Source organism: Runella sp. R0.1_18 (assembly GCF_057652155.1).
Map to the genome: position 1 here is coordinate 1 of NZ_JBYFCK010000031.1, position 26,194 is coordinate 26,194.

At 43.1% G+C, this 26,194-nt stretch carries 19 protein-coding genes; 8 read left to right on the forward strand and 11 right to left on the reverse strand.

The window, feature by feature from the left end:
* Positions 1-126 precede the first annotated feature (126 nt).
* Complete coding sequence (locus AC23P2_RS28725; protein ID WP_487776389.1) at positions 127-249, forward strand: helix-turn-helix transcriptional regulator; 123 nt, start codon at positions 127-129, stop codon at positions 247-249.
* Positions 239-820 carry a helix-turn-helix transcriptional regulator gene (locus AC23P2_RS28730; protein ID WP_487776390.1) on the forward strand — a complete coding sequence of 194 codons (582 nt, stop codon included), beginning with the start codon at positions 239-241 and terminating at the stop codon, positions 818-820. The genes AC23P2_RS28725 and AC23P2_RS28730 overlap by 11 nt, the downstream gene beginning before the upstream one ends.
* 149 nt (positions 821-969) lie before the next feature.
* Here the strand turns inward: AC23P2_RS28730 and AC23P2_RS28735 are convergent, their stop codons facing one another.
* The 3 genes from AC23P2_RS28735 to AC23P2_RS28745 all read right to left on the reverse strand — a co-directional run bounded on the left by AC23P2_RS28735 (position 970) and on the right by AC23P2_RS28745 (position 7,898).
* On the reverse strand, positions 970-2,805 hold the full coding sequence (locus tag AC23P2_RS28735; RefSeq protein WP_487776391.1) for a RagB/SusD family nutrient uptake outer membrane protein: 1,836 nt from the start codon (positions 2,803-2,805) through the stop codon (positions 970-972).
* Between the two features lie 35 nt (positions 2,806-2,840).
* Positions 2,841-5,978 (reverse strand): SusC/RagA family TonB-linked outer membrane protein, encoded by a 3,138-nt coding sequence (locus AC23P2_RS28740; RefSeq protein WP_487776392.1) that lies wholly within the window; start codon positions 5,976-5,978, stop codon positions 2,841-2,843.
* 501 nt (positions 5,979-6,479) lie between these two features.
* Positions 6,480-7,898 carry an MBL fold metallo-hydrolase gene (locus AC23P2_RS28745; protein ID WP_487776393.1) on the reverse strand — a complete coding sequence of 473 codons (1,419 nt, stop codon included), beginning with the start codon at positions 7,896-7,898 and terminating at the stop codon, positions 6,480-6,482.
* A gap of 203 nt (positions 7,899-8,101) precedes the next feature.
* Between AC23P2_RS28745 and recR the strand changes: the two genes are divergently transcribed.
* The 4 genes from recR (at position 8,102) to AC23P2_RS28765 (ending at position 14,391) form a co-directional block, all read left to right on the forward strand.
* On the forward strand, positions 8,102-8,707 hold the full coding sequence (recR, locus tag AC23P2_RS28750; protein ID WP_028522309.1) for a recombination mediator RecR: 606 nt from the start codon (positions 8,102-8,104) through the stop codon (positions 8,705-8,707).
* Between the two features lie 108 nt (positions 8,708-8,815).
* A complete protein-coding gene (locus tag AC23P2_RS28755) occupies positions 8,816-9,193 on the forward strand; it encodes a hypothetical protein (RefSeq protein WP_487776394.1) in 378 nt (125 codons plus the stop codon).
* Between the two features lie 313 nt (positions 9,194-9,506).
* On the forward strand, positions 9,507-12,653 hold the full coding sequence (locus AC23P2_RS28760; protein ID WP_487776395.1) for a SusC/RagA family TonB-linked outer membrane protein: 3,147 nt from the start codon (positions 9,507-9,509) through the stop codon (positions 12,651-12,653).
* Between the two features lie 40 nt (positions 12,654-12,693).
* Positions 12,694-14,391, forward strand: coding sequence for a RagB/SusD family nutrient uptake outer membrane protein (locus tag AC23P2_RS28765; RefSeq protein WP_487776396.1), 1,698 nt, complete (start codon positions 12,694-12,696; stop codon positions 14,389-14,391).
* Positions 14,392-14,464: 73 nt separating this feature from the next.
* Here AC23P2_RS28765 and rsgA read toward each other — a convergent pair whose 3' ends face one another.
* The 5 genes from rsgA to AC23P2_RS28790 form a co-directional block, all read right to left on the reverse strand.
* Positions 14,465-15,487 (reverse strand): ribosome small subunit-dependent GTPase A, encoded by a 1,023-nt coding sequence (gene rsgA / locus AC23P2_RS28770; protein ID WP_487776397.1) that lies wholly within the window; start codon positions 15,485-15,487, stop codon positions 14,465-14,467.
* A gap of 4 nt (positions 15,488-15,491) precedes the next feature.
* Positions 15,492-16,022 (reverse strand): transposase, encoded by a 531-nt coding sequence (locus AC23P2_RS28775; RefSeq protein WP_487776398.1) that lies wholly within the window; start codon positions 16,020-16,022, stop codon positions 15,492-15,494.
* 272 nt (positions 16,023-16,294) lie between these two features.
* On the reverse strand, positions 16,295-17,374 hold the full coding sequence (locus tag AC23P2_RS28780) for an iron-containing alcohol dehydrogenase family protein (RefSeq protein ID WP_487776399.1): 1,080 nt from the start codon (positions 17,372-17,374) through the stop codon (positions 16,295-16,297).
* Positions 17,375-17,405: 31 nt separating this feature from the next.
* Complete coding sequence (locus AC23P2_RS28785; RefSeq protein WP_487776400.1) at positions 17,406-17,546, reverse strand: hypothetical protein; 141 nt, start codon at positions 17,544-17,546, stop codon at positions 17,406-17,408.
* A gap of 381 nt (positions 17,547-17,927) precedes the next feature.
* The gene (locus AC23P2_RS28790) at positions 17,928-19,136 is read right to left on the reverse strand and encodes a DegT/DnrJ/EryC1/StrS family aminotransferase (protein WP_487776401.1); all 1,209 of its coding nucleotides are present in this window, start codon (positions 19,134-19,136) and stop codon (positions 17,928-17,930) included.
* 156 nt (positions 19,137-19,292) lie between these two features.
* On the opposite strand from AC23P2_RS28790, the gene AC23P2_RS28795 reads away from it, so the two are divergent.
* The gene (locus AC23P2_RS28795; protein ID WP_487776402.1) at positions 19,293-21,167 is read left to right on the forward strand and encodes a glycoside hydrolase family 13 protein; all 1,875 of its coding nucleotides are present in this window, start codon (positions 19,293-19,295) and stop codon (positions 21,165-21,167) included.
* An 81-nt stretch (positions 21,168-21,248) separates the two neighbouring features.
* On the opposite strand, the gene AC23P2_RS28800 is transcribed toward AC23P2_RS28795, so the two are convergent.
* Positions 21,249-22,655, reverse strand: a complete 1,407-nt coding sequence (locus AC23P2_RS28800) for a tetratricopeptide repeat protein (protein WP_487776403.1) — start codon at positions 22,653-22,655, stop codon at positions 21,249-21,251.
* Between the two features lie 140 nt (positions 22,656-22,795).
* On the reverse strand, positions 22,796-24,436 hold the full coding sequence (gene pafA, locus AC23P2_RS28805) for an alkaline phosphatase PafA (protein ID WP_487776404.1): 1,641 nt from the start codon (positions 24,434-24,436) through the stop codon (positions 22,796-22,798).
* Between the two features lie 162 nt (positions 24,437-24,598).
* Between pafA and elbB the strand changes: the two genes are divergently transcribed.
* On the forward strand, positions 24,599-25,282 hold the full coding sequence (gene elbB / locus AC23P2_RS28810; RefSeq protein ID WP_487776405.1) for an isoprenoid biosynthesis glyoxalase ElbB: 684 nt from the start codon (positions 24,599-24,601) through the stop codon (positions 25,280-25,282).
* 55 nt (positions 25,283-25,337) lie between these two features.
* On the opposite strand, the gene AC23P2_RS28815 is transcribed toward elbB, so the two are convergent.
* On the reverse strand, positions 25,338-26,168 hold the full coding sequence (locus tag AC23P2_RS28815; protein WP_487776406.1) for a TerC family protein: 831 nt from the start codon (positions 26,166-26,168) through the stop codon (positions 25,338-25,340).
* Positions 26,169-26,194 lie beyond the last annotated feature (26 nt).

Sequence of the window (26,194 nt, forward strand, 5' to 3'; positions counted from 1 at the left end):
ACGCCTTCAAGTCCGATATTTCTTTAATCAACTCTTCCATAATCTCATCTATGCAAATAGCGTACCTAAACAGTTACGAAAATATATGGACAAAGCCCTTATCAATACCTGCTTGAACATAAACTGGTGTATGCCCGTAGAATGCATCAAACGGGAGAATATACACTATCGCAGATTGCATTAAAAATAGGCTACAGCCATATTTCAGGTTTTACGAAGATTTATAAAAAACGTTTCAATGAACGCTAAGAAAAACTCCACCTCGCAAGAACAGTTAACCATTGTTTTAAACATCGAAGATTTTAAACGAATAGAAGGAGATTTAATTGAAAAAAGAATTCCTTTTTCAATAGGTTATTCCTCTAAGCCTTGTGAAGAACAAAGCGAAATAACTGTTACTAAAATCGAAAGGGTAGAAGTTCCAAAAAAAGAACAGCCCGAATACCCTAACATAGTTGTTGACAAATTAGAACAAGTAGTTAATAAATATATAGGGCCAAACTTCGAATCAGAACTTCCATCTTTAGATAATATTTGTGAAGAACTTAGTATGAGAGAAAGCACGTTTAAGCGAGTTTTTAAACAGTACTACGGCGTTACCCTTCACCAGTATTATATGATGAAAAAAATGGATCATGCTGCAAACCTTATCAGAAGTGGATATACCATTACGTCGGTTGCTAAGATTATTGGGTATGCCCATCCGATAAAATTTACCAAGATGTTTCAAAAACATTTTGGCGTTTCACCCAAAAAGTACCAACAATTTCAGAAAAACTTGTCACTAGAGAAATTAAGAGACTCAGTTAGAGGGGTCTAAAAGACGAGTGATATGAACCAAGTTGATAAGTTCTCCATAGTGAAAACATCCCTAACAACACTCAAAGTGGTGAAATTGTAATAGTTAGATTATTTTCATAAAAAAGCGAGGCGCAAAGCCTCGCTTTTTTCGTAAATACTAAATTGATTTTATTTCCCTTGAATACTTGTCAAAGCGGGTATGTTGCGTTCGTAGCCAGCATACCCTTTATTTTGGTTGATGATTCCTTTGGAGTTTCCATCAATGGCGCTTTGAGGTACAGGCCATAACACATGGTAAGGACTCATTTTATATTCGTCTCCATGGCGCGTTTTTACACCCTTGTTGTAAAAATTACTCTTTTCGATAACTCTGTCAAAGAAAAAATTATTGTCCGAAAAGTTAGCCAAGCTATATGTCTTGCCATTGTAGGCAGGTTTTCCTGTTTGGGCTAAAATATAGGCAATACGCGTAAGCTCGGTTTTACGAGGTTCTTCAAAATAAAGCTCTCTCGCCCGCTCGTCAAGGATAGTACCAATATTGATTTTATTGGCGGCCAAAGGTGCTGCACCAGCACGGGTTCTCACTTGGTTGAGGTCGGTTGCTGCACTTGCTAAATCACCTTTCCAGAAATGAGCTTCAGCTCGTAATAAATAGGTCTCGGCCAAACGAAATACGTACCAGTCGGTATGTCCACCTGCTGCTTGAACACGTTCAGGGTCTGGAATAAACAATTTGTAGTGTGGCCAATCGAACCAACAACGAATTGTATCAATCGTCAATAACGCCCCAGCACTTGTGCGGAGTTGAAGATTTTGGCCGTAGAAAGTATCACGCCCTTTGATTCCAGGATTGTTATAAACCAAGTCTTGCATTCTCATCCAGTTGCCTGGAGCGTGACGCAAATCATTTGGATCGTCCCATAATGTATGGGTCGAATATCGGGTAGGACGAACTCGACCAATCCCGCGTCCAAATTTATTTACTTGGTCAAACTCCAAATTTGGCGTGTCAATCGTACCTCGGTTTCCAGTAGGCGTATTGATGTTATTGTGCCAAAATGGTACGGTATTTCGCATGATTTGAATGCCGCCGTCATAGTTTCCTTCCATTAATAAACGGTCAATGACAAACATTAAACCTTCTCGATTGGCAGGAATAGCTTTGTTTTCGGGGCGATGAAGGTCCCAGATAACATTTTTGGTGACATCACTTTGCGTAGCGCCAAAACGATTCCGCATTAAACTATGGTTTCCTCCGTCGATGACATTGGTTGCCGATTTGATGGCGTCGTCGAATAGTCCAAGCGCTAAGTTTATTTTTGTTAATAAATGACTTACTGAGCCACGATTTACCGTGCCTTTGTCTGCCACAACAGGTACCCATTTTTCTGCAAACTCAAGGTCTTCTTTCATTTTTTTGAGAATAACTTCTCTTTTGGTCGAAGAATAATCAAGTTTTGGCGTATTGACTTCCTCCAAAATTAAAGGGACATCCCCAAATTGGTGAGTGAGGCGATAATAACGCAATGCGCGATGGAAATAGGCCGCGCCCAAAATTGAGTTACGTTCTTGTTCTGATTTGTACTTTGGCTGGTCAATGCGGGTGATGGCAGCATTTGCATATTTAATACCTCGATACCCTTCCATCCAATACCAGCCAATTTTGTTGTAGTCGGTGTGGTTAAGTTGGGCATCAGGAGTAATCTGTAAGTCCATGTTTTGGGCAGGCCCTGATTTATCGGTGGTTCCTTCGACGGCGATGTCCGAAAAAATGGCTTCTGTCACCATTGGTGGTGCATCACCGTACCACTCGATACGAAGGTTTCGTTCACAGGCGACCAGAGTGGCACGTAGTCCGCTGGGGTCGTTGAAGGTGTTTTCGGGGGCAAAAAATGAAAGGGGCTTAGGCTCAAGCCACGATTTGTCGCAACTAGCGAGGGTTGTCCCCAAGAGGAGTGTCGCAACACAAACGACAGATTGGGAAGTTATATGCGTAAGTTTCATGATTTTCGATAAATAAATTTGAAAAAACTACTCCATTAGAGCGTAAGATCAATCCCAAAGCTAATAATACGCGGTGCAGGAACGTTGTTGCCGCTGTCGTCAGTTTCTGCATCCCAGAAATTCCATTTTGGTGCGTAATAGCCGACGTTTCTTACCGAACCGAAGAACTTAAGATTCTGAATATTGGCTTTTTGGATAAGGGATTTAGGAACGGTGTAGGCAACTGAGATGTTGTCGAGTCGAATAAATGAGCGATCACGATAAACGCTGAATCCACTCGCCCCCCCTTCGCTGGAGTACAAACGTGCCCATTCGTTTGAAGGGTTTTCGGGTGTCCAATAAGGGAATACGTAGGAACTTGTGCGGTCGAGGAAGCCATCACGGTTTTTCATTTGATTGAAGCTAGTCTGGTGTCCCCAATAGGAGTACATGACCATCGACACGTCGAAGTTTTTGAAAAGTTTAAACTCGTTGCGGAAAGTCCAGCGGAAACGTGGGTTAGTCCAGCCTTGGAAATCTTTATCGGCATTGGTATATTTCCCATCACCATCTACGTCCCTGATTTTGAAGTCGCCAGGTTTTACCCCATATTTGGCTGCTTCAGCTTGTTCATTGGCTTGCCAAACTCCATCCACTTGATAATTCCAGATTTCATCAATCGAACGGCCAATAAACCAGCGGTTGGCAACGTCGTCGATTTCTTTTCCGTTTTCATCATAATCTCCGTAGAGGTGTACGATTTTATTTCGGTTAAGCTGTAAATTGAACGTAGAGCGCCAAGCAAAATTTGCTTTGTTGATATTCACTGAGTTGAGGCTAATCTCAAACCCACGGTTTTGAACTTCCCCGAGGTTGTCCATGACCCAGTCAAATCCAACGATATTTGGCAAAGAGCGCTGCACCAACAAATCTTTGGTAGATGATTTATATACTTCGATAGAGCCATCAAGACGATTGTTAAGAATACCAAAATCTAGCCCAAAGTTAAAAGAAGATGTACGTTCCCATTTGAGATTCGGGTTTTGCATTCGGCTTACGTACAATTGATTCACCAAATAAGGCGTTCCATCGGCTTTGATGTAAATGTATTTTCCAGTGGTAAGGTCAGAGAGTGCGATATAGCGACCGATGTCGCGGTTACCGTTGCTTCCCCACGAGAAACGGAGCTTTCCGTAGTTCAACCAAGAGCTTTTGAAAAACTTTTCATCCGTAAATACCCAACCCAACGCCGCTGACGAGAAAAGCGCGCGGGGGTTTTTCTGACCAAATGCTGAATAGCCATCGCGGCGGGTGGAAAGGGTAAGCATGTAGCGGTCATAAAGAGAATAGAACAAACGTGCCATCAAACCGTCGCCTGTGCTATATTCGTCGTTGCTAGATACGGTTGGGTTAATGCCCGTTCCGATGCCGTGATACCCCAGTACATCCGTTGGAAGCATACCTCGGTTGGTCATTGTGTTGTCCCAGCGCTGGAATTTCTCTGCGTTGGAAAGGAGTGTCACATCAAAATTATGGATTCCAAACGTTTTGTTCCATTTAAGGATGTTATCCACTTGCCAATAGAACGTTTTTCGCTGCTGGCGGCTGACGGTTCCTCCCACGGCTGCCCATTCGGCGTGTTTCGATGACTCGTGGTTGTATCTTTCATAAAACTCAAACTGAGGCGTGTAGTTTACTCGGTAGGTGATTCCAAACGGAAGCGTTACAAAACCAAACAAGGTTGTATTGAGGGTAGTAAACTTGGTTCTACGGTCAATGAAGCTGCGATCATAATAAGGATGCTTCCCACCACTTGCTTCGTTGTTGGGGCGCCAAGTGTAGCTACCGTTGGCATCATACTCTGAGCCCCAAGGAGAAAGAGTACGAGCTAATCCCCAATCTACGGGAACTTGGCTTTCATCGCGGTCGGCAAATTGTGTCGTCATGCCTATTGACAGAAATTTTGTCACCTTACTTTCGAGGTTAATACGGCCTCTAATGGTTTTAAAACGGTCTCCATAAATAATCCCATTGTTGTCGAGGTAGCCCATTGACATATAATAGGACGTACCTTCTTTACGTCCTGATACGCTCACGGTATGGTCTTGACGAAGACCATTTTGAAAAATCATGTCGTACCAATTGGTGCTTTTGCCCGCTTTGTAGTTTTCAATCTCAATGGGTTGCATTCCGAGGCGTTGCAGCCAAACGGTGGTAGGGTCGCCCGATGAACCATCGTAGGCCATCCATTGGTTTAGGGTAACGCCAGAGGGAAGTTGCTCTGGATTGTTGAATTGCCCTGGTTTATAGTTTGCGTTGATGTTTTTCATCACATCGCTTCTCCAATCAATAAAACCTTGTGGGCTCAAAACCTCCTGATTGCGAGCGACACTTGCTACTGCAAAGTTTGAGTTGATATTTACCCTCGGTTTACCCTCTTGTCCTTTTTTTGTCGTAATCAAAATGACTCCGCTGGCTGCTTTTGCCCCAAATACCGCAGCAGAACTGGCATCTTTGAGCACGTCAATGGTCTCGATATCATTGGGATTGACGTCTGACAATTCGCCGTAATAAATCGCGCCATCAAGGACGAGTAGGGGGCTGGTGGCCGCATTGAGAGAGTTTCTGCCCCGTACCAGCAAGCTTCCTCCACCCTTGGCTGAGGGTGACATGCCGACGTTTAATCCTGCTACGTTTCCGCGCAAAATATCTTGGACAGAGTTGGGGTTTTCATTTTCGAGTTTTGTGGTGTTGATTTGTGATACTGCTCCCGTTAAATCTTTCTTCTTTTGGGTGCCGTATCCGATTACTACCACTTCATTCAGGATTTTTTGATCCGATTCTAAGCTCAAAGTAATGCTTGCTCTTGAGCCAACCGCTATTTCTTGTGAAATGTACCCAACTGACGAGAAAACGAGAATGGCACTATTGTCGGTGACATTAAGTTTAAACTTGCCTTCGGCATCAGTGGTGGTGCCGTTTGTAGTGTTTTTGACTACGACCGTCACTCCTGGGAGTGGGGAGTTATCTTCTTTGGCAAGCACTTGCCCTGTCACGGTTTTATCCGTCAGCTGAAGTGCCAAATGAGGTGGTGCACTGGGGGATGCCCAGCTAGGCGTGACTAAATGAAGGCCCATAGCAAATGCACCATACAGAAGGGCGTACCTAAGTGGTGATAGGGAGATTTTCTCCATAGTAACAGAAGTTTTAAAAAGTAAGTAGAAAAATTAGTATATAAGGAATGCTTTGGGCTTTTGAGGAAAAGCCTGGTAATGTAAAGCCAATAAAGTTGAGAGAATCTAGATGTATTTAATACCTAGTTCTTTTGAGGAGTATATATTAAATGGCATAAAAATAGAAATGGATTTAGAATAGGTGTGACAAATGGGATTTGTTACATAAAAGCAAAATAAAGGGATTCATTACTGGTTTTTGTAGTATAAAAATTAAATATTATCTTAATAAAGTTGAATTTTTGATTTTATATATACGTATTTTGCTTTGATAATCAGAGATTTGTGTGGAGTTGTGTAGTCAATGGTAATTGTTGTAAAATAATAGAATATAGGATAGATTCATATAATAAATACGCGCGTATGTTTTTTTTAGGAAAAACGTAGAGGTTTTTATAGAATCTATAAACAGAAAAGCCCCCGCTTCGGCAGGGGCTTTTCTGTTATACAATAAGCAGTTTATTATAACAATGTACTTGGACATACATAATCTGAAACGGGAACTTTAGCGGTGGCCTTGATGGCTGAAAATCCACCTGCTACGTCCACAAAATTATCCCAACCCCTAGATTTTAAAATCGACGATGCCAGCATACTGCGGTAGCCGCCTGCACAATGCAAAATAAACGGTTTGTCTTTCGGAAATTCGGCTAAATGTTGGTTGATGGTATTTAATGGAATATTGGTGACACCCTCCACGTGTTCTGAATCAAATTCACTTTTTTTGCGCACATCAATCACAATCGGCTGCTGCGTCGTGAACTGTTCTGCAAACTCCTCAGCGGTGATTCTATCGACGGTTTCGATGTCTTTGTTGGCAGCTTTCCAAGCGTTAAATCCACCTTTTAGATAGCCCAATGTATTGTCATAGCCTACCCGAGAAAGACGGATGATGGACTCTTCTTCACGGCCTTTGTCGGTCACAAGCAAAATCTCTTGTTTTACGCCAGGAATCATTTCACCGACCCATTGGGCAAAACTACCGTCGATGCCAATGTTGATACTATTAGGAATAAACCCTTTGGCAAAATCGGTTGCGCTGCGGGTGTCGAGCACCAGTGCTTGGGTTTCGTTGGCTGCCGTCTCAAATTCTTCGGCCGAAAGCGGGCGGTTTCCACGATCCATGATATTGTCCAGACTCTCGTAACCCTTGATATTCATCAGTACGTTTTGTGGAAAATAACCTGGAGGCGTTGTAAGACCTGTTAATAGAGATTTGATAAACTCTTCCTTGGTCATATCAGGGCGGAGTGCATAATTAAATTTCTTCTGGTTACCGAGCGTGTCGGTTGTTTCTTTACTCATCATTTTACCACAGGCACTACCCGCTCCGTGGTTGGGGTACACGATGAGGTCGTCGCTGAGGGGCATGATTTTATTTCGTAACGAATCGAAAAGATACCCAGCTAGTTTTTCTTCTGTCAAATCCGCAATGACGTGTTGTGCCAAATCAGGCCGACCAACGTCCCCTATAAATAAGGTGTCTCCCGTAATGAGACCGTGTTCTTTGCCGTTTTCGTCGATAAGCAAATAGGTCGTACTCTCCATGGTGTGCCCAGGCGTATGAATGACCTTAACGGTGCAGTTGCCAACCTGAAAAAGTTGATTGTCTTCGGCAACAGTAGCTTCGTAGGCAGGTTTGGCCGTAGGTCCAAATACAATAGTTGCACCCGTTTTTTTCATCAAATCCAAATGACCACTGACAAAATCGGCGTGGAAGTGGGTTTCAAAAACGTATTTGATTTTGGCATTGTCCTTGGCCGCACGGTCGATGTACGGCTGTACTTCGCGGAGGGGGTCAAAAATGGCGGCTTCGCCGTTGCTCTCCAAATAATAGGCCGCGTGGGCAATACATCCCGTGTAAATTTGCTCGATTTTCATGTTGGTAAATGTGTTTTTGTGTTGTTAATTGTTGGGACAAAAGTAGGGGGTTACCCCACGGCCTTTTGTAACATCTCTCACACACAAAAACTGATTGTCGTCAGCTTTTGCAATTGTCATTGACAAGAGTTAAGCACCTAAAAAGCCTTTGCAGAATGCTGCTACAATTCGTATTTTTGTAAAATATTCGTTTATAGCTCTACATGAATTTCCCCTCCAAACTGATCGAAGAAGCCGTTAGTGAAGTAGCCAAATTGCCTGGTATCGGAAAAAAAAGCGCGCTTCGTATTGTGTTACACATGCTCAAACGGCCAGAAAAAGATGTTCAAAGCTTGGCCACCGCTTTGGTGGCAGTGCGAACAAAAACACAGTACTGCAAACAGTGTCACAATATTTCGGATGATGAGCTCTGTGGGGTGTGCCTCAGTACCAAACGCGACCGTAGTATTTTGTGCGTTGTACAAGACAGTCGTGACGTACTAGCCATTGAAAATACGGGGCAATTTAATGGGTTATATCATGTACTAGGGGGGATAATTTCGCCGCTAGAAGGGATAAGCCCGAGCGATTTGAACATCGAAAGTTTGCTTTCGCGCTTACAAAGCAACACTGAGGTCAAAGAAATTATTTTGGCCCTTAGCCCTACCATGGAGGGCGATACAACTTCCTTTTATTTACAGAAAAAATTAAAGCCTTTTGGCGTAAAAACCTCAACCATAGCGCGTGGCATCCCCATCGGGGGTGATTTGGAGTATGCCGACGAAATCACCCTTGGGCGCAGTATCGTAAGCCGTATTAACTACGATTAAGAGACACTTAAAAGTCTGTTTCTAAAATTTAGGTTTTTGTCAGTAGAATCTTGGAGTTGGTCGCTTATTTGGCAGTATTTATTCTTTGTTGAATTGCCAAAGTACCCGATGAAAAATTTTGCTCAGTACACCGTTGAGGATTTTGCAGCAGAACCACTTTTTATAAAGTGGGTGCAGCAACCTGACGATATGGAATTGAGTAACTTCTGGCAAGTTTGGCTCAATAATCACCCCTATAAATCAGATGAAGTCGAAGAAGCACGGGCATTGGTAGGCCAATTGTCGGATGCTTACATGGGTATGTCTGCCCAAGAGGTGCGTGGGCTTTGGAAGCGTGTGATTGAGACTGTAAACACCATTCCCGAAATTGACCCCCTCGATCAAGAAGTCAAACCTTTGGCTTCTGCTCTTTATTTTATTCGCTGGTTTATTGCCCTAGTGGTAGGGGTTACTCTCCTTGGTTTGATTCTCTGGAAAATTTTTTAGAAATAAGTACATCGGCAGAAAAAGCCGATTGGTGTACTCATATAACTTGTTGATATTAAAATAGTACAAAAAATTAGTCGATTGTTCAAAGTAAAAACAAGGGTAATATGCCTGAAAAAAGGGAATAAAACCAACTTTGAATTTGAAAACTACCATTTTGGCAACGTTCCCGATAACGTTTGCGTAGAATAATCTGGATAAAATATTGTCTGTTTTGAAGAGGAATCTTAAACTCGAATGTGTTTCAAACCTATTAGTAAATACAAAAACCCAAAATAATTCAATCTCCTACTTAAAATCACCTTGACGAATCATGAGGAAAATTTCTATCTTGTGTAGTGTGTGGGCGGCGGCTGTGGTGCTTAGTGCATCTGGGGCAGAGGCCAAAACCCCACCAACGAATGGCAGTGGCGTGAGAGTAACTGCAACTGTGAATGCAGATAAGACGGTGACAGGTAAGGTGGTATCTTCCGAAGATAATACTGCAATCCCTGGCGTAAGCATTATCGTAAAAGGTACTACAACTGGGACTAATACCGACGCTGATGGTAACTTTAAGCTGACTGTAAAAGACAACAGCGCCGTGTTGGTTTTTTCGGCCGTTGGTTTTGAAAAACAGGAGATAACTGTAGGAAACCGTACAACTATCAATGTCTCGTTTGTGGTTGATCAAAAATCATTGACTGAAGTGGTGGTTGTGGGGTATGGTACGCAGAGAAAGAGCCAAATGACGGGGGCGATTTCGCAAGTAACAGCCAAGCAACTCCAAGAAATGCCTATCACCAGTATTGGCCAGGCCATGCAAGGTCGCGTAGCTGGGGTTGATGTATCTCAGTCAGGTTCGAGACCAGGGTCAGTTCCCAAAATTTTGATTCGTGGTCGTCGTTCGTTTAATGCTGGAAACGACCCACTTTATGTAGTTGATGGGATTCCTCTTTCGGCGGGTTATGAAGACTTGAACCCAAGTGACGTGGCCTCAATGGAAGTATTGAAAGATGCTACAGCTACGGCTATCTACGGTGCCAGAGGGGCAAACGGGGTAGTACTTGTAACAACGAAAAGAGGCCCAGTGAAAGGGAAAACGACCGTAACGTTTGATACGTACGGTGGGGTTTCTAAGCCACTTGATAAAATTCAATTGTTTAGCGGGCCAGAATTTGCAGAATATGTTCGTGAAGCCTATCGTGCTACCAACGGTTATAAAGATGCTGCTGGAAATCCTGTTCCAACGGGTGTTGCAGATGCGGCTGCAGATGCCAAAGTAGCAGTTTTAGGTGGTGACCCTGCCGTAGCGAAAGGACTTGCCGCTGGTACAAATACAGATTGGCAGGATTTGCTTTTAAGAAACGGAGCTATGCAAAACCACTCTTTAGGTGTACAGGGTGGAAATGATAGAACGCAGTTTTACATCTCAGGAGGCTATTTTCAAGATAAAGGGATTACCGCTGGATTAGATTATACGCGTATTTCTTTGAGAGCAAATATCGACCACAGTGTTAACAAATGGTTGAAGGTTGGTCTTTCTTCTTACACTATGTATAGTATAAGAAATGGTGAAAACCTGAACCCCTATGGTTTTACAATTCAACAAAACCCATTGGCGCGTCCTTATGATGATAATGGAAACATCATCTTTTCTCCAACGAATGATGCCTTATTGACCAACCCATTGGCGGAGGTTGTTCCAGGGGCACAAGTGGACAATACCAAAAAATACCGAATCTTCAATAGTATTTATGCGGAAGTGAAAATCATCGAAGGCTTAAAGTATCGAGTAAACTTTGGCCCAGATTTTACGATTTCACGTTGGGGGCGTTTTATTGGCGCAGCTACCAACGCACGTAAATTAGGAGATCCACAAGCTTCTACTCGCAATGACTTTGGTTTCAACTGGACATTGGAGAACATTGTAACGTACAATAAAACTTTCGCTCAAAAACATAACTTAGGCGTCACAGTTCTTCAATCTATTCAAAGAGATAACTTTGAAAGATACACTGCCGATGTACAGGGTGTTCCTGCAGAAACACAACAGTTTTATAACCTTGGAAACGCAGGGTCAGTATTGGGCGTAGGTAGTGGTTTGACACAATGGACGATTAACTCGTACATGGCTCGTATCAATTACGATTTTAACGATAAATACCTCTTGACGGCTACTATTCGCCGCGATGGTTCTAGCCGTTTCGGTGAAAATACTAAGTATGGTAACTTCCCTGGAATTGCATTAGGATGGAACATTAGCAATGAGCCTTTCTTGAAAGGGGTTTCTTGGATAGATTTATTGAAACTTCGTGCAGGTTGGGGTAAAGTGGGTAACCAAGGGGTCGCACCTTACCAAACACAAGGGTTGTTGACAAGAACCGCCTATGCTTGGGGAACTACCGCAGCCTTTGGATACCGTCCAAATACCATCGGAAACCCTGACTTGAAATGGGAAACATCGGCTACTGCTAACATTGGGGTTGACTTTAGTTTCTTGAGAGGCCGTATCCAAGGTTCGTTGGAGTTGTACGAAACAAATACAACCGACTTACTATTGTCTGATCAATTGCCAGGTTCAATTGGTTTTGGAGCCGTGACTCGTAACGTTGGTCAAACGCGTAACAAAGGGATTGAGTTAGGCTTTACGACTGTCAATGTTAATACCGCAAGCGGTTTCAAATGGACTACTGATTTCACATTTACCAAAAATAAAGAAGAGATTATCTCACTTTACAACGGAAAAGTGGATGACTTAGGGAACCGTTGGTTCATCGGGCAGCCTTTGAACTCGTACTTTGACTATAAAAAGTTAGGTATTTGGCAATTGGAAGAAAAAGAGACCGCTGCTAAATTCTATCCAGGTGATAAAGCGAACCCACTTGGAGCTGGTGTTGGTCAAATAAAGGTTCAAGATACGAATGGGGATGGTATCATCAATGCGTCAGACAGGGTATTGCTCGGCTCGGATATTCCTAACTTTAGTGCAGGGTTTACAACACGTTTCTCCTACAAAGGATTTGATTTGTCAGCCTTCTTGTTTGGTCGTTTCGGTAATATGATTGTAAGTGGTTTCCACCAAGATAGAAACCAATTGGCTGGCCGTTACCAACAAATTAAAGTGGATTATTGGACACCAAACAATCCAACGAATGAGTTCCCTCGTCCATTCAGTACCCAAGAGTTCCCTCAGTACAATACTACATTGATTTATTTTGACGGAACATTCGTCAAATTAAGAAATGTTAACTTTGGTTACACGGTTCCACAAAGTGTTGCTAATAAATTGAAATTAGAGTCGCTACGTCTGTATGTGAGTATTCAACAACCAAAAATCTGGTCTGAATACCGTAGCAAGTACAATGGTATCGACCCTGAAGCAACAATTACTTCGTCGGGTAATGGTACAACATCGGTTAGCTCAAACGTTGTTCCTGCAACGTCGGTTACAACGGTGGGTTTGAACGTTCGGTTCTAATTTAGATTTTTAAACAAAGACTTTTAAAACATTCACGACAATGAAATTGAATAATATAATAAAACCCATTAAAATCTTTGGTGTGGCAGCGTTGTTATTAACAACACAGTCATGTAAGGATCTTTTGGATGAAAAAGTCGTATCAGGCATTGGTAATGACTACATTAATACCCCAAAAGGATTTGAAGACGCGGTAAAATCAGCTTATTCCACTCTTAGATATTATTACGCAACTCAGCAGGGGCTTACCCTTACTGAGTATGGCACCGATATTTATGCGACGGGCGCGGATGGAGGTTATAAAGGTTTTCACTTTTATGATACTCAACTTAACCCAACTGTCGATTATATCATTAATACGTGGGATGAACTCTACCGCGGTATCAACACTTGTAATGCAATTATTGAGAGGGCTCCAGCTGCAACAGTTTCGGATGCTGTCAAAAAATTGAGAGTTGCTGAAGCTAAGTTCTTGAGAGCGCATTATTACTATATTTTACACCAACAATTTGGTGGTGTGGATTTGCGGTTAACCGAAACGCTTGCGCCTACCAAGGAGACCAAAAGAGCTTCGGATGCTGAAATGTATGCCGCTATCATCAAAGACTTGGAAGATGCGATTCCTGCATTGGAAGCAAAAGCACAATCGTCTGACTATGGACGTGCCACAAAACCAGCTGCCGAAACTTTGTTGGCGAAAGTATATTTAGCTAAAGCGTATTCTGCTTCTAAAGCCGCTGACGACTTTGCAAAAGCTGCTGCTTTGTGTAAAACAGTAACTACAGCTTATGGCTTTAAGTTGTTGGATGATTTTGCAAGTGTGTTTGATGAAAACAACCAAGTCAATAGTGAAGTAGTATTTGCAGTACAATATACATCGGATCCATTGACCAACTTGACCAATAACACAGGTGCAACCAACGGTGGCAACAACCTTCACTTATTTTTCGGAATGCAATATGATGTGCAGCCTGGTATGAAGCGTGACGTGTTTTACGGACGTCCATTTAAGCGCCTCCGTCCTACTTCTTATTTGTTGAATACGCTTTTTGCAGATAGAACCAATGACTCACGTTACAAAAAGACGTTCAGAGATACGTGGCTATCAAATAACCCAGGGACAAATTTGAATCCTTCTTTTGATGATTCAAAAACGAAGATAACGTTTGCTGCTGGTGACACGGCTATCTTTATTCCAGGAGTTGAATGGACAAAGGCACAGCGTGCTGCCAAAAAATACCAAGTATTGGTGCCAAGTATGTACAATGAGGCTTTATTCCCTACATTGACCAAGTTTTTTGATACCAAGCGCCCTGACCTAACGTATGAAGCAGGTAGCCGCGATTATTTTGTGTTCCGTTTGGCGGATGTGTTACTGATGCAAGCAGAAGCTTATTTACAGTCAGGAAACAAGGCGGAAGCCGTAGCGGCATTCAACCAAGTACGTTTCCGTGCAGGTTGGCCAGGTAAAAAAGATGCCATGCTCATCAAAGAAGCGGACATGAACTTTGAGCAAATCATTGAAGAGCGTGGTCGTGAGTTGGCGGGTGAGCAAACTCGTTGGATGGATTTGAAACGTTGGGGTTTATTAGTTGAGAGAGTACAGAAGTACAATCCGCAAGCCGCTACCAACATCAAAGCCATTCACAATGTACGCCCAATTCCTCAAACACAGATTGACCGTAGTGCAAAAAATGCAGAAGGTGTTTCTGTTTTTCAACAAAACCCAGGGTATTAATAATTCAATCAACCCCCACCAAGAAAAAAGAGGCGCAATTTGCGCCTCTTTTGCTTTTAGGTCAATCAAAAAATCATTTGCGGTTGTCTTGCCCACCAACCATACTCAAGTAGCTTTCGTAGCGACTCATGGCAATGGTACCTGCCTCAACGGCGTCTTTGACGGCACATTTGGGCTCATCAATGTGAAGGCAATTGTTGAAACGGCATTCGTTCAACAAATCACGCATTTCGGGGAAATAGTGACTGATTTCTTCTTCTTCAATCTCCGATAATCCCAACTCTTTGATGCCAGGTGAATCGATGATAAAGGTGGACGGCGCCAGCTCAAACATTTCGGCAAAAGTCGTGGTATGAACGCCTTTGTTGGCAAAGGTCGAAACTTCGTTGGTGCGTAGGTTGAGATGCGGAGCGATGGCGTTGACCAATGTTGATTTACCCACGCCCGAGTGTCCCGATAAAACCGAAATTTTGCCTGAAAGCAGCTCCCGAAAAGATTCCACACCTTCACCCGTAACACTTGACGTAGTAAAACAGGTATAGCCCAAACCTTGGTACAAATCAATGAGGTACTGTTGGTATTCTTTGGTTTCTTCGTCAAACAAATCTTGTTTGTTGAAAATGATTGCACTCGGAATCCGAAACGATTCGGCAACTACCAGCAAACGGTCGATGAATCCCAACGATGTACGCGGAAAGGTGAGCGTAGCTACAATAATAGCTTGGTCAACGTTGGCGGCAAGTAAGTGAGAGTGAGCCGATTTTTGAACCGATTTTCGTGCTATATAGTTGGTACGCGGTTCAATGTCATTAATAATGCCCGTTTGCAACGATTCGTCCTCAATTTCCCAAAAAATACGGTCACCTACGGCCACGGGGTTGGTTACTTTTAAGTCGTGAAACTTAAATTTTCCTCGCAGTCGGCAGCGCCATATTTGTGCTTCTTCGTCACGAACGTCGTACCAAGAACCTGTTGAACGAATCACCAAGCCTTTTAAAGAATTGGCGTTTATTTCTTCGGTTCGTTTCGCAATGGCCGCCGCGCTTTTGGTCTGAAATTTAGCGGGAGGTGCTTTTATTTTACCTGATTTTTTCATGAGTCTATAATTCCATTAAATTAGTCAACCTTGAATCAGGTTTTGACTGATGAAAACGAGAATATTCTTGTACAGAGCCAAACCAATTGAGAACATATTCACGCGCCAAGGGAGTGGTTCGATTGTCTAAAAAAGAATGATAAGAAGTAAAACGCCAACCGTTTAAGTCTTTACAAAACCCATGATGCACAGGGTTGTAATGGATGTAATGAATCAATTTTGTAAAATATACTTCATTCTTAACCACTTTTCTTTTCAAATTATCCATGAATAACACCCCTTTCCGATTGGCAAAGCGATTGAATGCCTGTGCATATCCGTTACAAAAATTTTGAAACTGTTGCATCACAAACTTGTGCGTATCGAACGTCGTTTTATCAAAGTTATCAGGATTATATTGTGGGTCTTTTGCTTGGTTTTTGGTATGAAAATATTCTATCAATGATTCTTGATTTTTAATTCTAGCTAAAAGATGAAAATGATTTGGCATTAAACAATAAGCATACAAGTCGCAGACGAATTGGGTATGCTTCATAAGTTGTTGTAGGAAATAGTGATAATTTGTGTCTTGTATAAAAAGCAAATTGTTATGTACTGCGTGATTAAAAATATGATAGCACTTTTCGGGCTCAAATGTATCTGAAAACATATTTTGAGACGGGTAAAAAAACCATTCCAAAGTTTTAAACTTTGGAATGGTTTTGTAAACAATTATCTTTTGATTTGAGACTCAAATGTGTTTGCGAAGATACTTTATGATGGTAGAAAAAATCTTTCCAAGGTTTAGAACCTTGGAAAGGATAAAAATTACAATCGTCTAAAAATTGCTTCGATGTCGGCAATCGTTACTTTCTCTTGCCAGTCATATCCTACTGCGTGATTCCACATGTGATCAAGTTTGTACGAGACATGGGCCATTGCTGTGATTTGCTCATCGGTCCAATCTTTCGACAATCCTTGTGGCAGTGTGATGTTGTGCTGAGCCACCATTTGTTTAAATTCGGCTACACCTTCTGGATAATAATCTTCCAAATGATTGAAGGCGATGCAGTTGGAATAACAGTGGCGCATTCCTAAAATCTTTGAAAGCCCGTAGCTAATCGCATGGCAAATACCCACTTCTGAATACGTCAAGCTCAAGCCACCCATCAACGAAGCCACCATTAGTTTGTCGTCGTTTTCGGCGGTTTGTCCAGCTTTTTCACCCAAATAAATATCACGGCAAAGCTTCATGGATTGCTCGGCGTAGGCGTGCGAATAAGCATTGTTAAACTGCCCATTTTCTGACTCGATGCAGTGAATGTAGGTATCCATTCCCACATAAAACCACCAGTCGCGCGGAACGGTCGCAATCAATTCAGGGTCAAGTACTACTTGGTTGAAAACCGTCCATTCGCATTTTAAACCCAGTTTTTTCTCAGGGCCTGTCAATACGGCCGTCATCGAAACCTCCGCGCCAGTTCCCGAAATAGTAGGAACACCCACGTGGTAAATGCCTGGTTTTTTGATGAGGTTCAGCCCTTGGTACAAGGTAGAAGAACCTTCGTTGGTTACCATCAACGACACGCACTTAGCAATGTCCATAATGGCTCCACCGCCAATTCCAATGATGCCCGAAGGCAAACCTTTGCTGGCTAAAATCTCATCGCGCAAGGTGTCAATTTGCTCAGTGGTAGGCTCATGCGGGTCAACGTCAATGAAATAAACGGTATCCTCAGGTTGAACAGGCAAACGGCTTTCTAGTTCTTTACCTTTGAAATAGTTGTCAACAATAAACACCATGTAGCCGTTGTTTTCGCTACGGTGTGGGGCGATAATTTCACCCAATTGGCTAAAACTTCCCCGTCCAAAAACGGTTTTTTCGATTCCTTTGAAATTTTTATGCATGAATCTATATTTCTAAAAGAGAATTAATGTGTTACTTAGGTTGATTGTATTTTGCGGCCAAATCATCCAATGCAGTAATAATTTGAATTTTCATTGGATTTTCAGACTTGAAAATTAGCGACGCCGAATAGCTAAAGCCGTCAGCTTCGTGAAAACCTTGGTCAATTTTCATAAAACCACGACATTATCCGAAACAATAGGAGCGGCGTCAAGAACGTAAAAGCTGGGTTTGAAACGTATTGCATAGCGAACATCATATCTTGTTTTAAAAAGATAAAAATGTTCATCAGGAAAAAACTCAAATAAGTATGCTTCCATCGCTATTATTTAGTTTTTTCCTCTAGTCTTTCAAAAATTTCTCGAATTCTCGGGTTTTTTTTATACGCCTCTTGCATTTCCTTTTGGGTTTGACGCTTGCTTTCCATGAGCCAACGACCCAAGCTTTTGGGCTGTTCCGTAAGTTTTTGTTCGGTTGTTTTCATTTGCTTTTACTTGGTTTAAATGTTGAACAAAAATTTTAAAGCAGTTAAAACCTATCTAAAAACAAAGCCCGTTAGCAAGTATAAGCTGCCATTGCTTTCCGAATCGCTTTTTCGAGGTTATTGGCAAGGGTTTCAAGCTCGGTTTGCGTCCATGTGACGCGAACACCAAACGAAATCAAACGCCCAATTACTTCTTGCGACTTTGGTAAATCAAGGTTAGCATAATCTTGCGGAGCGCCCAATACTTGAACCGCTAATTTACTTGCTGTACGCATTTCTTTGAGGTGATCCCACTGATTAATGAAATGGTACATGTTGGTAAACCAGTAGTTGAAACCACCCACACCCGCAGCGTTCAGTTCGGCCACTACGGCTTGGGCACTTTCAGTATCTGGCAACAATAAATTCAAGAACGTAGCCGAATCGCCTTCGGTATCGGGGATGCGCGCAAACGAAACCCCAGGTACGTTGGCAAGGCGGTTCATCAACCACTTTTTGTGTTCGTTGTTTTTTTCTACTAAGTATGGAACACGGCGCGTTTGGGCCAAGCCAACGGCCGCATGAAGCTCCGAAATACGGTAGTTGAAGCCGATAATCGGGTGTTGTTCCATACCACGGTTGTTGCCAATGTGGTCGTGGCCGTGATCAGAATAGCTATCGGCAAATTTATAGGCTTGTTCGTCGTTCGTAACGAATACTCCGCCTTCACCTGCGGTAGCGATTTTGAAAAAGTCGTACGAATACGCCCCTGTTTTACCCCAAAGTCCTGTAAAAGTCCCTTTGTAATGGGCACCCATCGCCTGTCCTGCATCTTCCACCAAAATAAGGTTATGTTCATTGACAACCTCCATAATGGCATCCATATCAGCCATTTGGCCACACATGTGTACCAAACAAATGGCTTTGGTTTTAGGGGTGATCACTTTGCGGATTCCTTCGGCAGAAAGGCAAAGTGTTTCGTCGATTTCGGCAAAAATTGGTAAGGCACCGATCATCAAAACGGCTTCTACCGAAGCGATATACGTAAATGGCGGTACAATCACTTCGTCGCCTGTGCCAATACCCGCCGCTACAAGCGCGGTCTGAATGGCGGTCGAACCGCTTGAAACGGCATGGGCGTATTTGGCCCCTACTACTTTACATACTTCCGCTTCCATTTCGCGGGCTTTCCAAATATTATTGCGCTGAGCTTCGTGATTAAAACGAAAGAATACTCCTGTCTCTAAAACGTCATTAATTTCTTTGCGCTCTTCTGCGCCGTATAATTCTGTTCCTGGCATAACTGTTACTGTTTTTTTGTTGCAAAGTTAGTGATTTTGTAGTGTCGCAGGTTAACATTTTCTGAACCAGCACCTGATTTACAGTCGAAAGGGTTGTTTATAAATCCAAAAAGTTTTTTTTATCTTCGGCCTCAAGTACTACAGATAATTAAACCTATGATAAACGTATTAAAAACTTTTTTGCTTGCCTTATGGGGAAGTAGTGTGGCGATGTCTGCCATCGCGCAAAATCCTGATATTCAACACTTGCATCCTACTAACTGGTGGATAGGAATGAAAAGTCCGAATGTGCAGCTGTTGGTACACGGTAAAAACATCAGTACTGCTAAAGTGAGTTTGGCGTATCCAGGTGTTCAGATAAAAAAAACGCAAAAGCTGGAAAACCCTAATTACCTTTTGATAGATTTGGTGATTGCCAAAACGACCAAACCTGGGGTTGTAAAGTTGGTGTTTAGCAATGGCAAATTTAAAAATACGCAACAATTCCCGTTGGCGGTTCGCAAACACAAGCCAAACAACATTACCACCGCCGATTTTATTTATTTACTCATGCCCGATCGCTTTGCCAACGGCGACGAGTCGAACGATAAGTTTTCGGATATGCTCGATACGCAAGCGGATAAAAATGTGCCTTATTTACGCCACGGAGGGGATTTTCAGGGAATTATCAGTCACTTGGATTATCTACAAGAATTTGGGGTGACGACGTTGTGGAATACCCCCGTCATTGAAAATAATACTGGCTTAAAAAAGGAGCTTCATGGTAATATGCAAGCGGCCTATCACGGGTATCACTTCAGCGACCATTACAAAATTGACCGTCGTTTTGGGGGCAATGAGGGTTATAAAAAGTTGTCGGCGGCCCTGCATCAGCGTGGAATGAAACTGGTTCAGGATGCTGTTTATAACCATGTTTCGGAAGACCATTGGATGTTTCTGGACCCGCCAACGAAGGATTGGTTCAATAGGTGGCCCACTTATACCGCAACTAGCCACAAAGAACAAGTAATGCTTGATCCCAATGGGACAGAGGCCGACCGCCGATTGTTGATTGATGGTTGGTTTATGCCATTTTTGCCCGATGTCAACGCCCGAAATCCACATTTTGCTACTTACATGATTCAGCACGCTTTGTGGTCAACAGAAGAGTTTGGGGTGGACGGCTGGCGGATTGATACCTACAAATACAACGACATGGAGTTTATGAATCGTTGTAATAAAGCCTTGTTGGATGAATACCCTGACATGCTCATTTTTGGAGAAACGTTTGTGACTAACCCTGCTTTTATGAATTATTTTGTGCAGAACAATGTCAACTATCCCTTTCAATGTAACCTTCCTGGTAGTTGCGATTTCCCAAGTTACTCGGCCATCGGTGATGCCCTCACGCAGCCTTGGAGTTGGGATGGAGGAGTAAATCGCCTTTACAGCACGTTGGCGCAAGATTATTTCTACAAAAACCCTGCTAAGATGGTAACATTCTTGGACAACCACGATACCGACCGCTTTTTGTCGGTGATAGGGGAGGATTTTGCCAAATACAAAATGGGTATCACGTGGCTCTTAACGACGCGCGGCATCCCGCATCTTTACTATGGTACCGAAGTGTTGATGAAAAACACCAAAAACCCCACCGATGCCGAGGTGCGCCAAGATTTTATGGGAGGCTGGAAAGGAGATAAACAAAATAAATTTACGGCTGCTGGGCGCTCGGCCAAAGAAAATGAGGCTTTTGATTTGGTGAAAAAACTGGCCAATTACCGTAAAGATACGCCAACCCTTCACAGCGGGAAGTTTACGCAATACCTACCCCAAGACGGTATCTACGTTTATTTCAGGCATGATAACACCAAAACAATCATGGTGGTTATGAATTCTAACGCGAAAGAATCTGGCCTTACAACCGCCCGTTTTGAGGAGCGCATGAAGGGAAAAACATCGGCAACCAACGTTTTGACGGGAGAAAATATCTCAAATTTGGCTACTTTAAAAGTGCCAGCAATGACCACGTTAGTGTTGGAATTGAAGTAAGCTTCTTTTGCTATACCGAGGTCAGGAGGAGCCTACAATCGCTTGGATATAGGCTCCTCCTGACCTCGGAGTGACAAAAATCTACTTACGGTGCTGTTCAATTAATTTAAACAGGGCTTTTTGCTTTTCTAAATCAGGGAAAAAGATGTACAATTGCTCATGCGCATTGTAGTCGAGGGTGAGTGCAATTTCGAGGTGAAGTAGTGCTTCCTTGTACTCGCCACCATGAAGCAAATAGGCCACCGCCCGATAATACAGTGCGGCGCTGTCGGGAATAGTGTCTAATCCTTCTTGAACTACTTCAAATGCTTTTTTAAAATCGCTTTGATCAAATAACGCCAACGACCACTTGAGCCAAACATCTTCAAAGTCAGGTTCAAGGTCTGCGGCTTTTTCAAACGCCTCCATGCTAGAGAATACATTCCCAATTTTGTATTCGAGGTCGCCCACCAACAACCAATAGTCAGCAATGAATTCATTGATTTTAATGGCTTTCCGAATGCAATTGAGTGCCTCTACCCATTTGTCCTCAACGGCCAAGCAAACCGCAACGCCGTACCAAGCTTCATCCCATTCTTTGTCAAGTTTGAGGGCGTCGCGGTAATGTTCAAGGGCTTTGCCAAAGTCTTTGATTTTTTCAAAACTAGCACCAATGTGGCAATGCAAATCGGCCGTGGGAGATTCGTATTGAAGCGTACGTAAATAATTGGTATTTGCTTCTGCAAATCGGTCTAAGTTCATGTACGCATTGGCCATGTTGAAATAGGCCGAAGAAAAATCTTCTTTGATGACCGTGGCATAATCGTACGCATGGAGCGACTCTTCGTAGCGTCCAAGTTTGCTATAAACGATACCCAGGTTATACCAGGCATTGTAGGAATACGGATCGCGGTCAATGAGTTCGTTGTAGTAGTCGATGCTGTCTTCCAATTGCCCCATGATTTCGAGGCAAAAAGCCAGTTCGTACAACGCGCTTTCATTGTCTAGGTTAATTTCAAGCGATGATTTGTAGTACTTTATCGCTTCGTCGTATTTGCCCGAGTTTTGGTAGGCTTGGCCAATTTGGAATAGCACGTCGTCTTTATCGCCGTCTTCGATGTAGCGAAGCATTTCTTCATATACTTCCACCGACTGTTCATAATCGCCCATCATGTTATAGATGCCACCTTGCATAAAAAGGACATCTAAGTCGTGGGGATGAAAAAGAGAGGCACGTTCAAGTAATGCGAGTGATTCTTCGTAACGTTGTTTTTGAGCAAGTAAATGTGCTTTGTCCAGTAAAAGCTCTAACGAATGTGGAAAATGCTCTAGTCCATACTCACAGGCTTGCAAGGCACGCTCCCAGTTCCCCTCTCCAATGTAATGTTCTACGATGTGTTCGTAGGTGTCCAAATCAAAAAAATCGTGTTCTTGGTTCTTGAGCATTACCTCAAATCGTTGAACCGAATCCCGCCAATCGGGTTGTCTCTCCTCGAATTCTGGTTGCATATCCTGAATGTATGGGGTCAATGTCTTAGTCGAAAGATAAGAAAATTTCTTTTCCTGTCAAATTTTTAACGTAATATCCTTCGACTAAATTCCTTCATTTACCCCACACATTTCTAAGATAATTGATAATCAGGTATTTTTTATTTCTTCATCACGTCTTCGATGATGTGCCCGATATTTCCGCTTGGCTCCAATAGTTTGAGCAATGCGGCCACGGTTGGAGCAGTATCAGCGACGGCCGTACGGCTGAAAGTTTCGCCTGGTTTGATTCCCCAGCCGAAAAAAAGCAATGGAATGTGCGTGTCATAATTATAGGGTGCCCCGTGGGTGGCAGCAATGGTGCTCGACATCCAGCCTGGTTCGGTCACAATCTGAATATCTCCGCTGCGCTTGGCGTGCGTACCGTTTTTGTAAAGGGTAAGCAAATAATCGTTGATGTTGGCATTGCTCAAATCGTGGGTATTGAGTACTTCGGCTATACCATCAAAATCAAGCATTGTTGGGCGGATGGCTTCCACGATTTTATCAACCGACAAGTTTTTTTGTTTCAACAAATCGTGGTTGAGGTAAAACTGGTAGTTTTCGGAAGCACGAATAAAATCTCCGTCGCCAAATTTCTCTTTCAATACCGCTTTTACGGCCGTATTTACTTGTCCGATATTCAAACGTCCCGCAGGCAAACGGTTTTTGTTCCAAAGGTCTGTTACGTCCATTACTCCGTGGTCAGCTGATAGGAAAAGTAAGTAATTTCCTTTGCCCACTTGTGCGTCGAAGGCATTGAGCAATTCGGCCAAGTCGCGGTCGAGGCGGAGGTAAATGTCTTCTTCTTCTACTGAGTTGGGGCCAAAACCGTGACCAACGTAGTCGGGCGTAGAGAAACTTACAGCCAAGAAGTCGGTTGATTTTCCTTTGCCAAGTTTTTCGTTTTTCAAGGCTTCCAAGGCCATTTCTTTGGTAATGGTATTACCGTGTGGGGTACTTGCCAATACACCAAATGCGTCACCCGCAATTCCTGCTAAGTCATACGGGAAAACTGATTTTTTTGCCCCAGGAAGTTTGGCTTCATACGGTTGGTCGTCGGCCGTACTTTCGGTGTATTTTTCAATCGGAAGCAAGGTGTTCCAGTTTTGCTTCATCAATTCCGACGGACGTTTCTTTGCATTGTAATCTTTTACCCACTGTGGTAGGTCGTTCATATAAAACGTACTGGTAATCCAGTTTCCCGTTTTGCTGTCAAACCAGTAAGCGCCGTTGGCAGTGTGACCTGCTGGTAAAATAGCGCCACGGTCTTTGATGGCAATTCCGATGGTCTTGTTTTGGTAGTTGGTACCGATGCGTAACTGGTCAGTTATGGTGCTTACCAACAGATTTTTTGGCGACATTTTGCCCGCAGGCGCATTGGTCGTACCCACGGGCTGTACAGTTGAGTCAGCTACGCAATACATGCCTTTGCCAAGGCGTTTGTCGAACCAGTCGTTCCCCACAATTCCGTGAATGGCAGGCGTGGAACCCGTATAGACCGATGCGTGGCCTGCCGCCGTCACCGTAAGCGCGTAGTGATAGTGGTGGTTTCGGCAGTTGAAACCTTCGCGCATGAGTCGTTTGAATCCTCCTTCACTGTATTTGTCATAGTAACGGAACCAATAATCGTAACGCATTTGGTCCACGACAACGCCGACCACTAATTTGGGACGTGCCAACGATGCGGGTTTGGTTGGTTTGGTTTGCGCCCAAAGCGTACTCATGCTCAAAAGCGCCAAGGTTAGTTTGAGGTACTTCATTTGTATAGGTGTAGTTAGAAACTAAAAAAAAATTGCGGCTAAGTTACGTTAAGTTTTTGAACTGGGCTTTAAAATACCCTTTCACAACGTATGGAGTCTATTGAAATGGCATCTATTTTTGTATTTTAGAAAAGGAAGTCTCACTTAATCGTTCACTAAAATATGAAAAAAATTGGCGTTTTACTTCACGGAAGTGGGGTGTTTGATGGCTCAGAAATCCATGAATCGGTATTTACGTTGTTGGCAATCGCCGAAGCAGGGGCGGAAGCGGTGTGTTTTGCTCCCAACATTAATCAGCATCATGTGTTGAATCATACCACGGGCGAAGAAATGCCCGAAACTCGCAATGTGTTGGTAGAATCGGCGCGGATTGCGCGGGGCAATATCAAAGACATTGTCGATATTAACGCGTCGGAATTGGATGGATTGGTCATGCCAGGGGGCTTTGGAACGGCCAAAAACATTACCAAATGGGCATTTGAAGGGCCTAACGGGCCGATTTTAGAATCGGTTAAAAACTTGATTGTGGAATTAGTAGCTCAAGGGAAACCTATTGCAGGATTGTGTATGAGCCCGACGACCATTGCCAAAGCCTTGGAAGGAACGGACTACCACGCACATTTGACGGTTGGAACGTCTAATGAAGCCTCTCCGTACGAAATCGCTGCTATTTCGGCAGGCATGGAGTCGATTGGACAAGTGGCCGAAATGGCGTCGGTGCGAGAAATTGTGGTGGACGAAAAACTCAAAATCGTAACCGCTCCCTGTTATATGATGGAAGCGAACATTGTCGAAGTTCGTGATAACATCAAGCAGGCGGTGGACGCGCTAATTGCATTGATGTAGTTATAAATGATAAAGGCGGCCACTCGGCCGCCTTTATCATTTGAGTTTATCGCAATTATTCGCTTTCGTTATCCGAAATAATACCTTCTCTTTCGGCTTGCGCTTTATAGTCGTGAAGCTGTACAGGTTTGCTTCCCTTACGCATTTGAATATTGAGTACTTCTACTAACAACGAGAAAGCAATGGCAAAGTATAGATAGCCTTTTGGAACTGATCCTACGTGAGAACCAAAAATAGACACGTTGGCAAGGTGCGCACCTTCGGCAATGAGCATAAATCCAATTGCAATCAAGAAGGCCAAACCGAGCATCTGTACCGACGGGTGGCGGTTGACAAAATCGCCAACAGGGCCTGAGAATGCCATCATAATAATCACCGAAAGTACAACCGAAATTATCATTACCGTGACGTTTTGGGTAAGACCAATGGCCGTCAAAATGGAGTCAATCGAAAAAACAACGTTGATAAGCGCAATTTGCATGACCACACTTGACAGCTTACTGGCGGCGCTTCCTTTGGGTTTTTGAACTTCGTCGTCCGCCCCTTCTAATTTATGGTGAATCTCTGAGGTACTTTTGTACAATAAAAACAGCCCACCAACCACTAAGATGACACTTTGACCAGAAAAGGCCGCGTGAAACCAGCCTGCGTCAATGTGCGTAAAGGGTTTTGAGAGAGAAATAATGAATGAAATTCCAAATAACAAGGTTACGCGGAAAATCATGGCCAACAACAAACCAATGTTACGCGCTTTGGGTTGGTCTTGACGAGCAAGTTTGTTGGCAGCAATTGAGATAAAAATAATGTTGTCAATCCCCAAAACAATTTCTAGGAATGTAAGGGTTAACAAACTAACGATGGCCTCTGCAGTAAATAGTGAATCCATTTTGATAAATGAGTGAGTAAATAAGT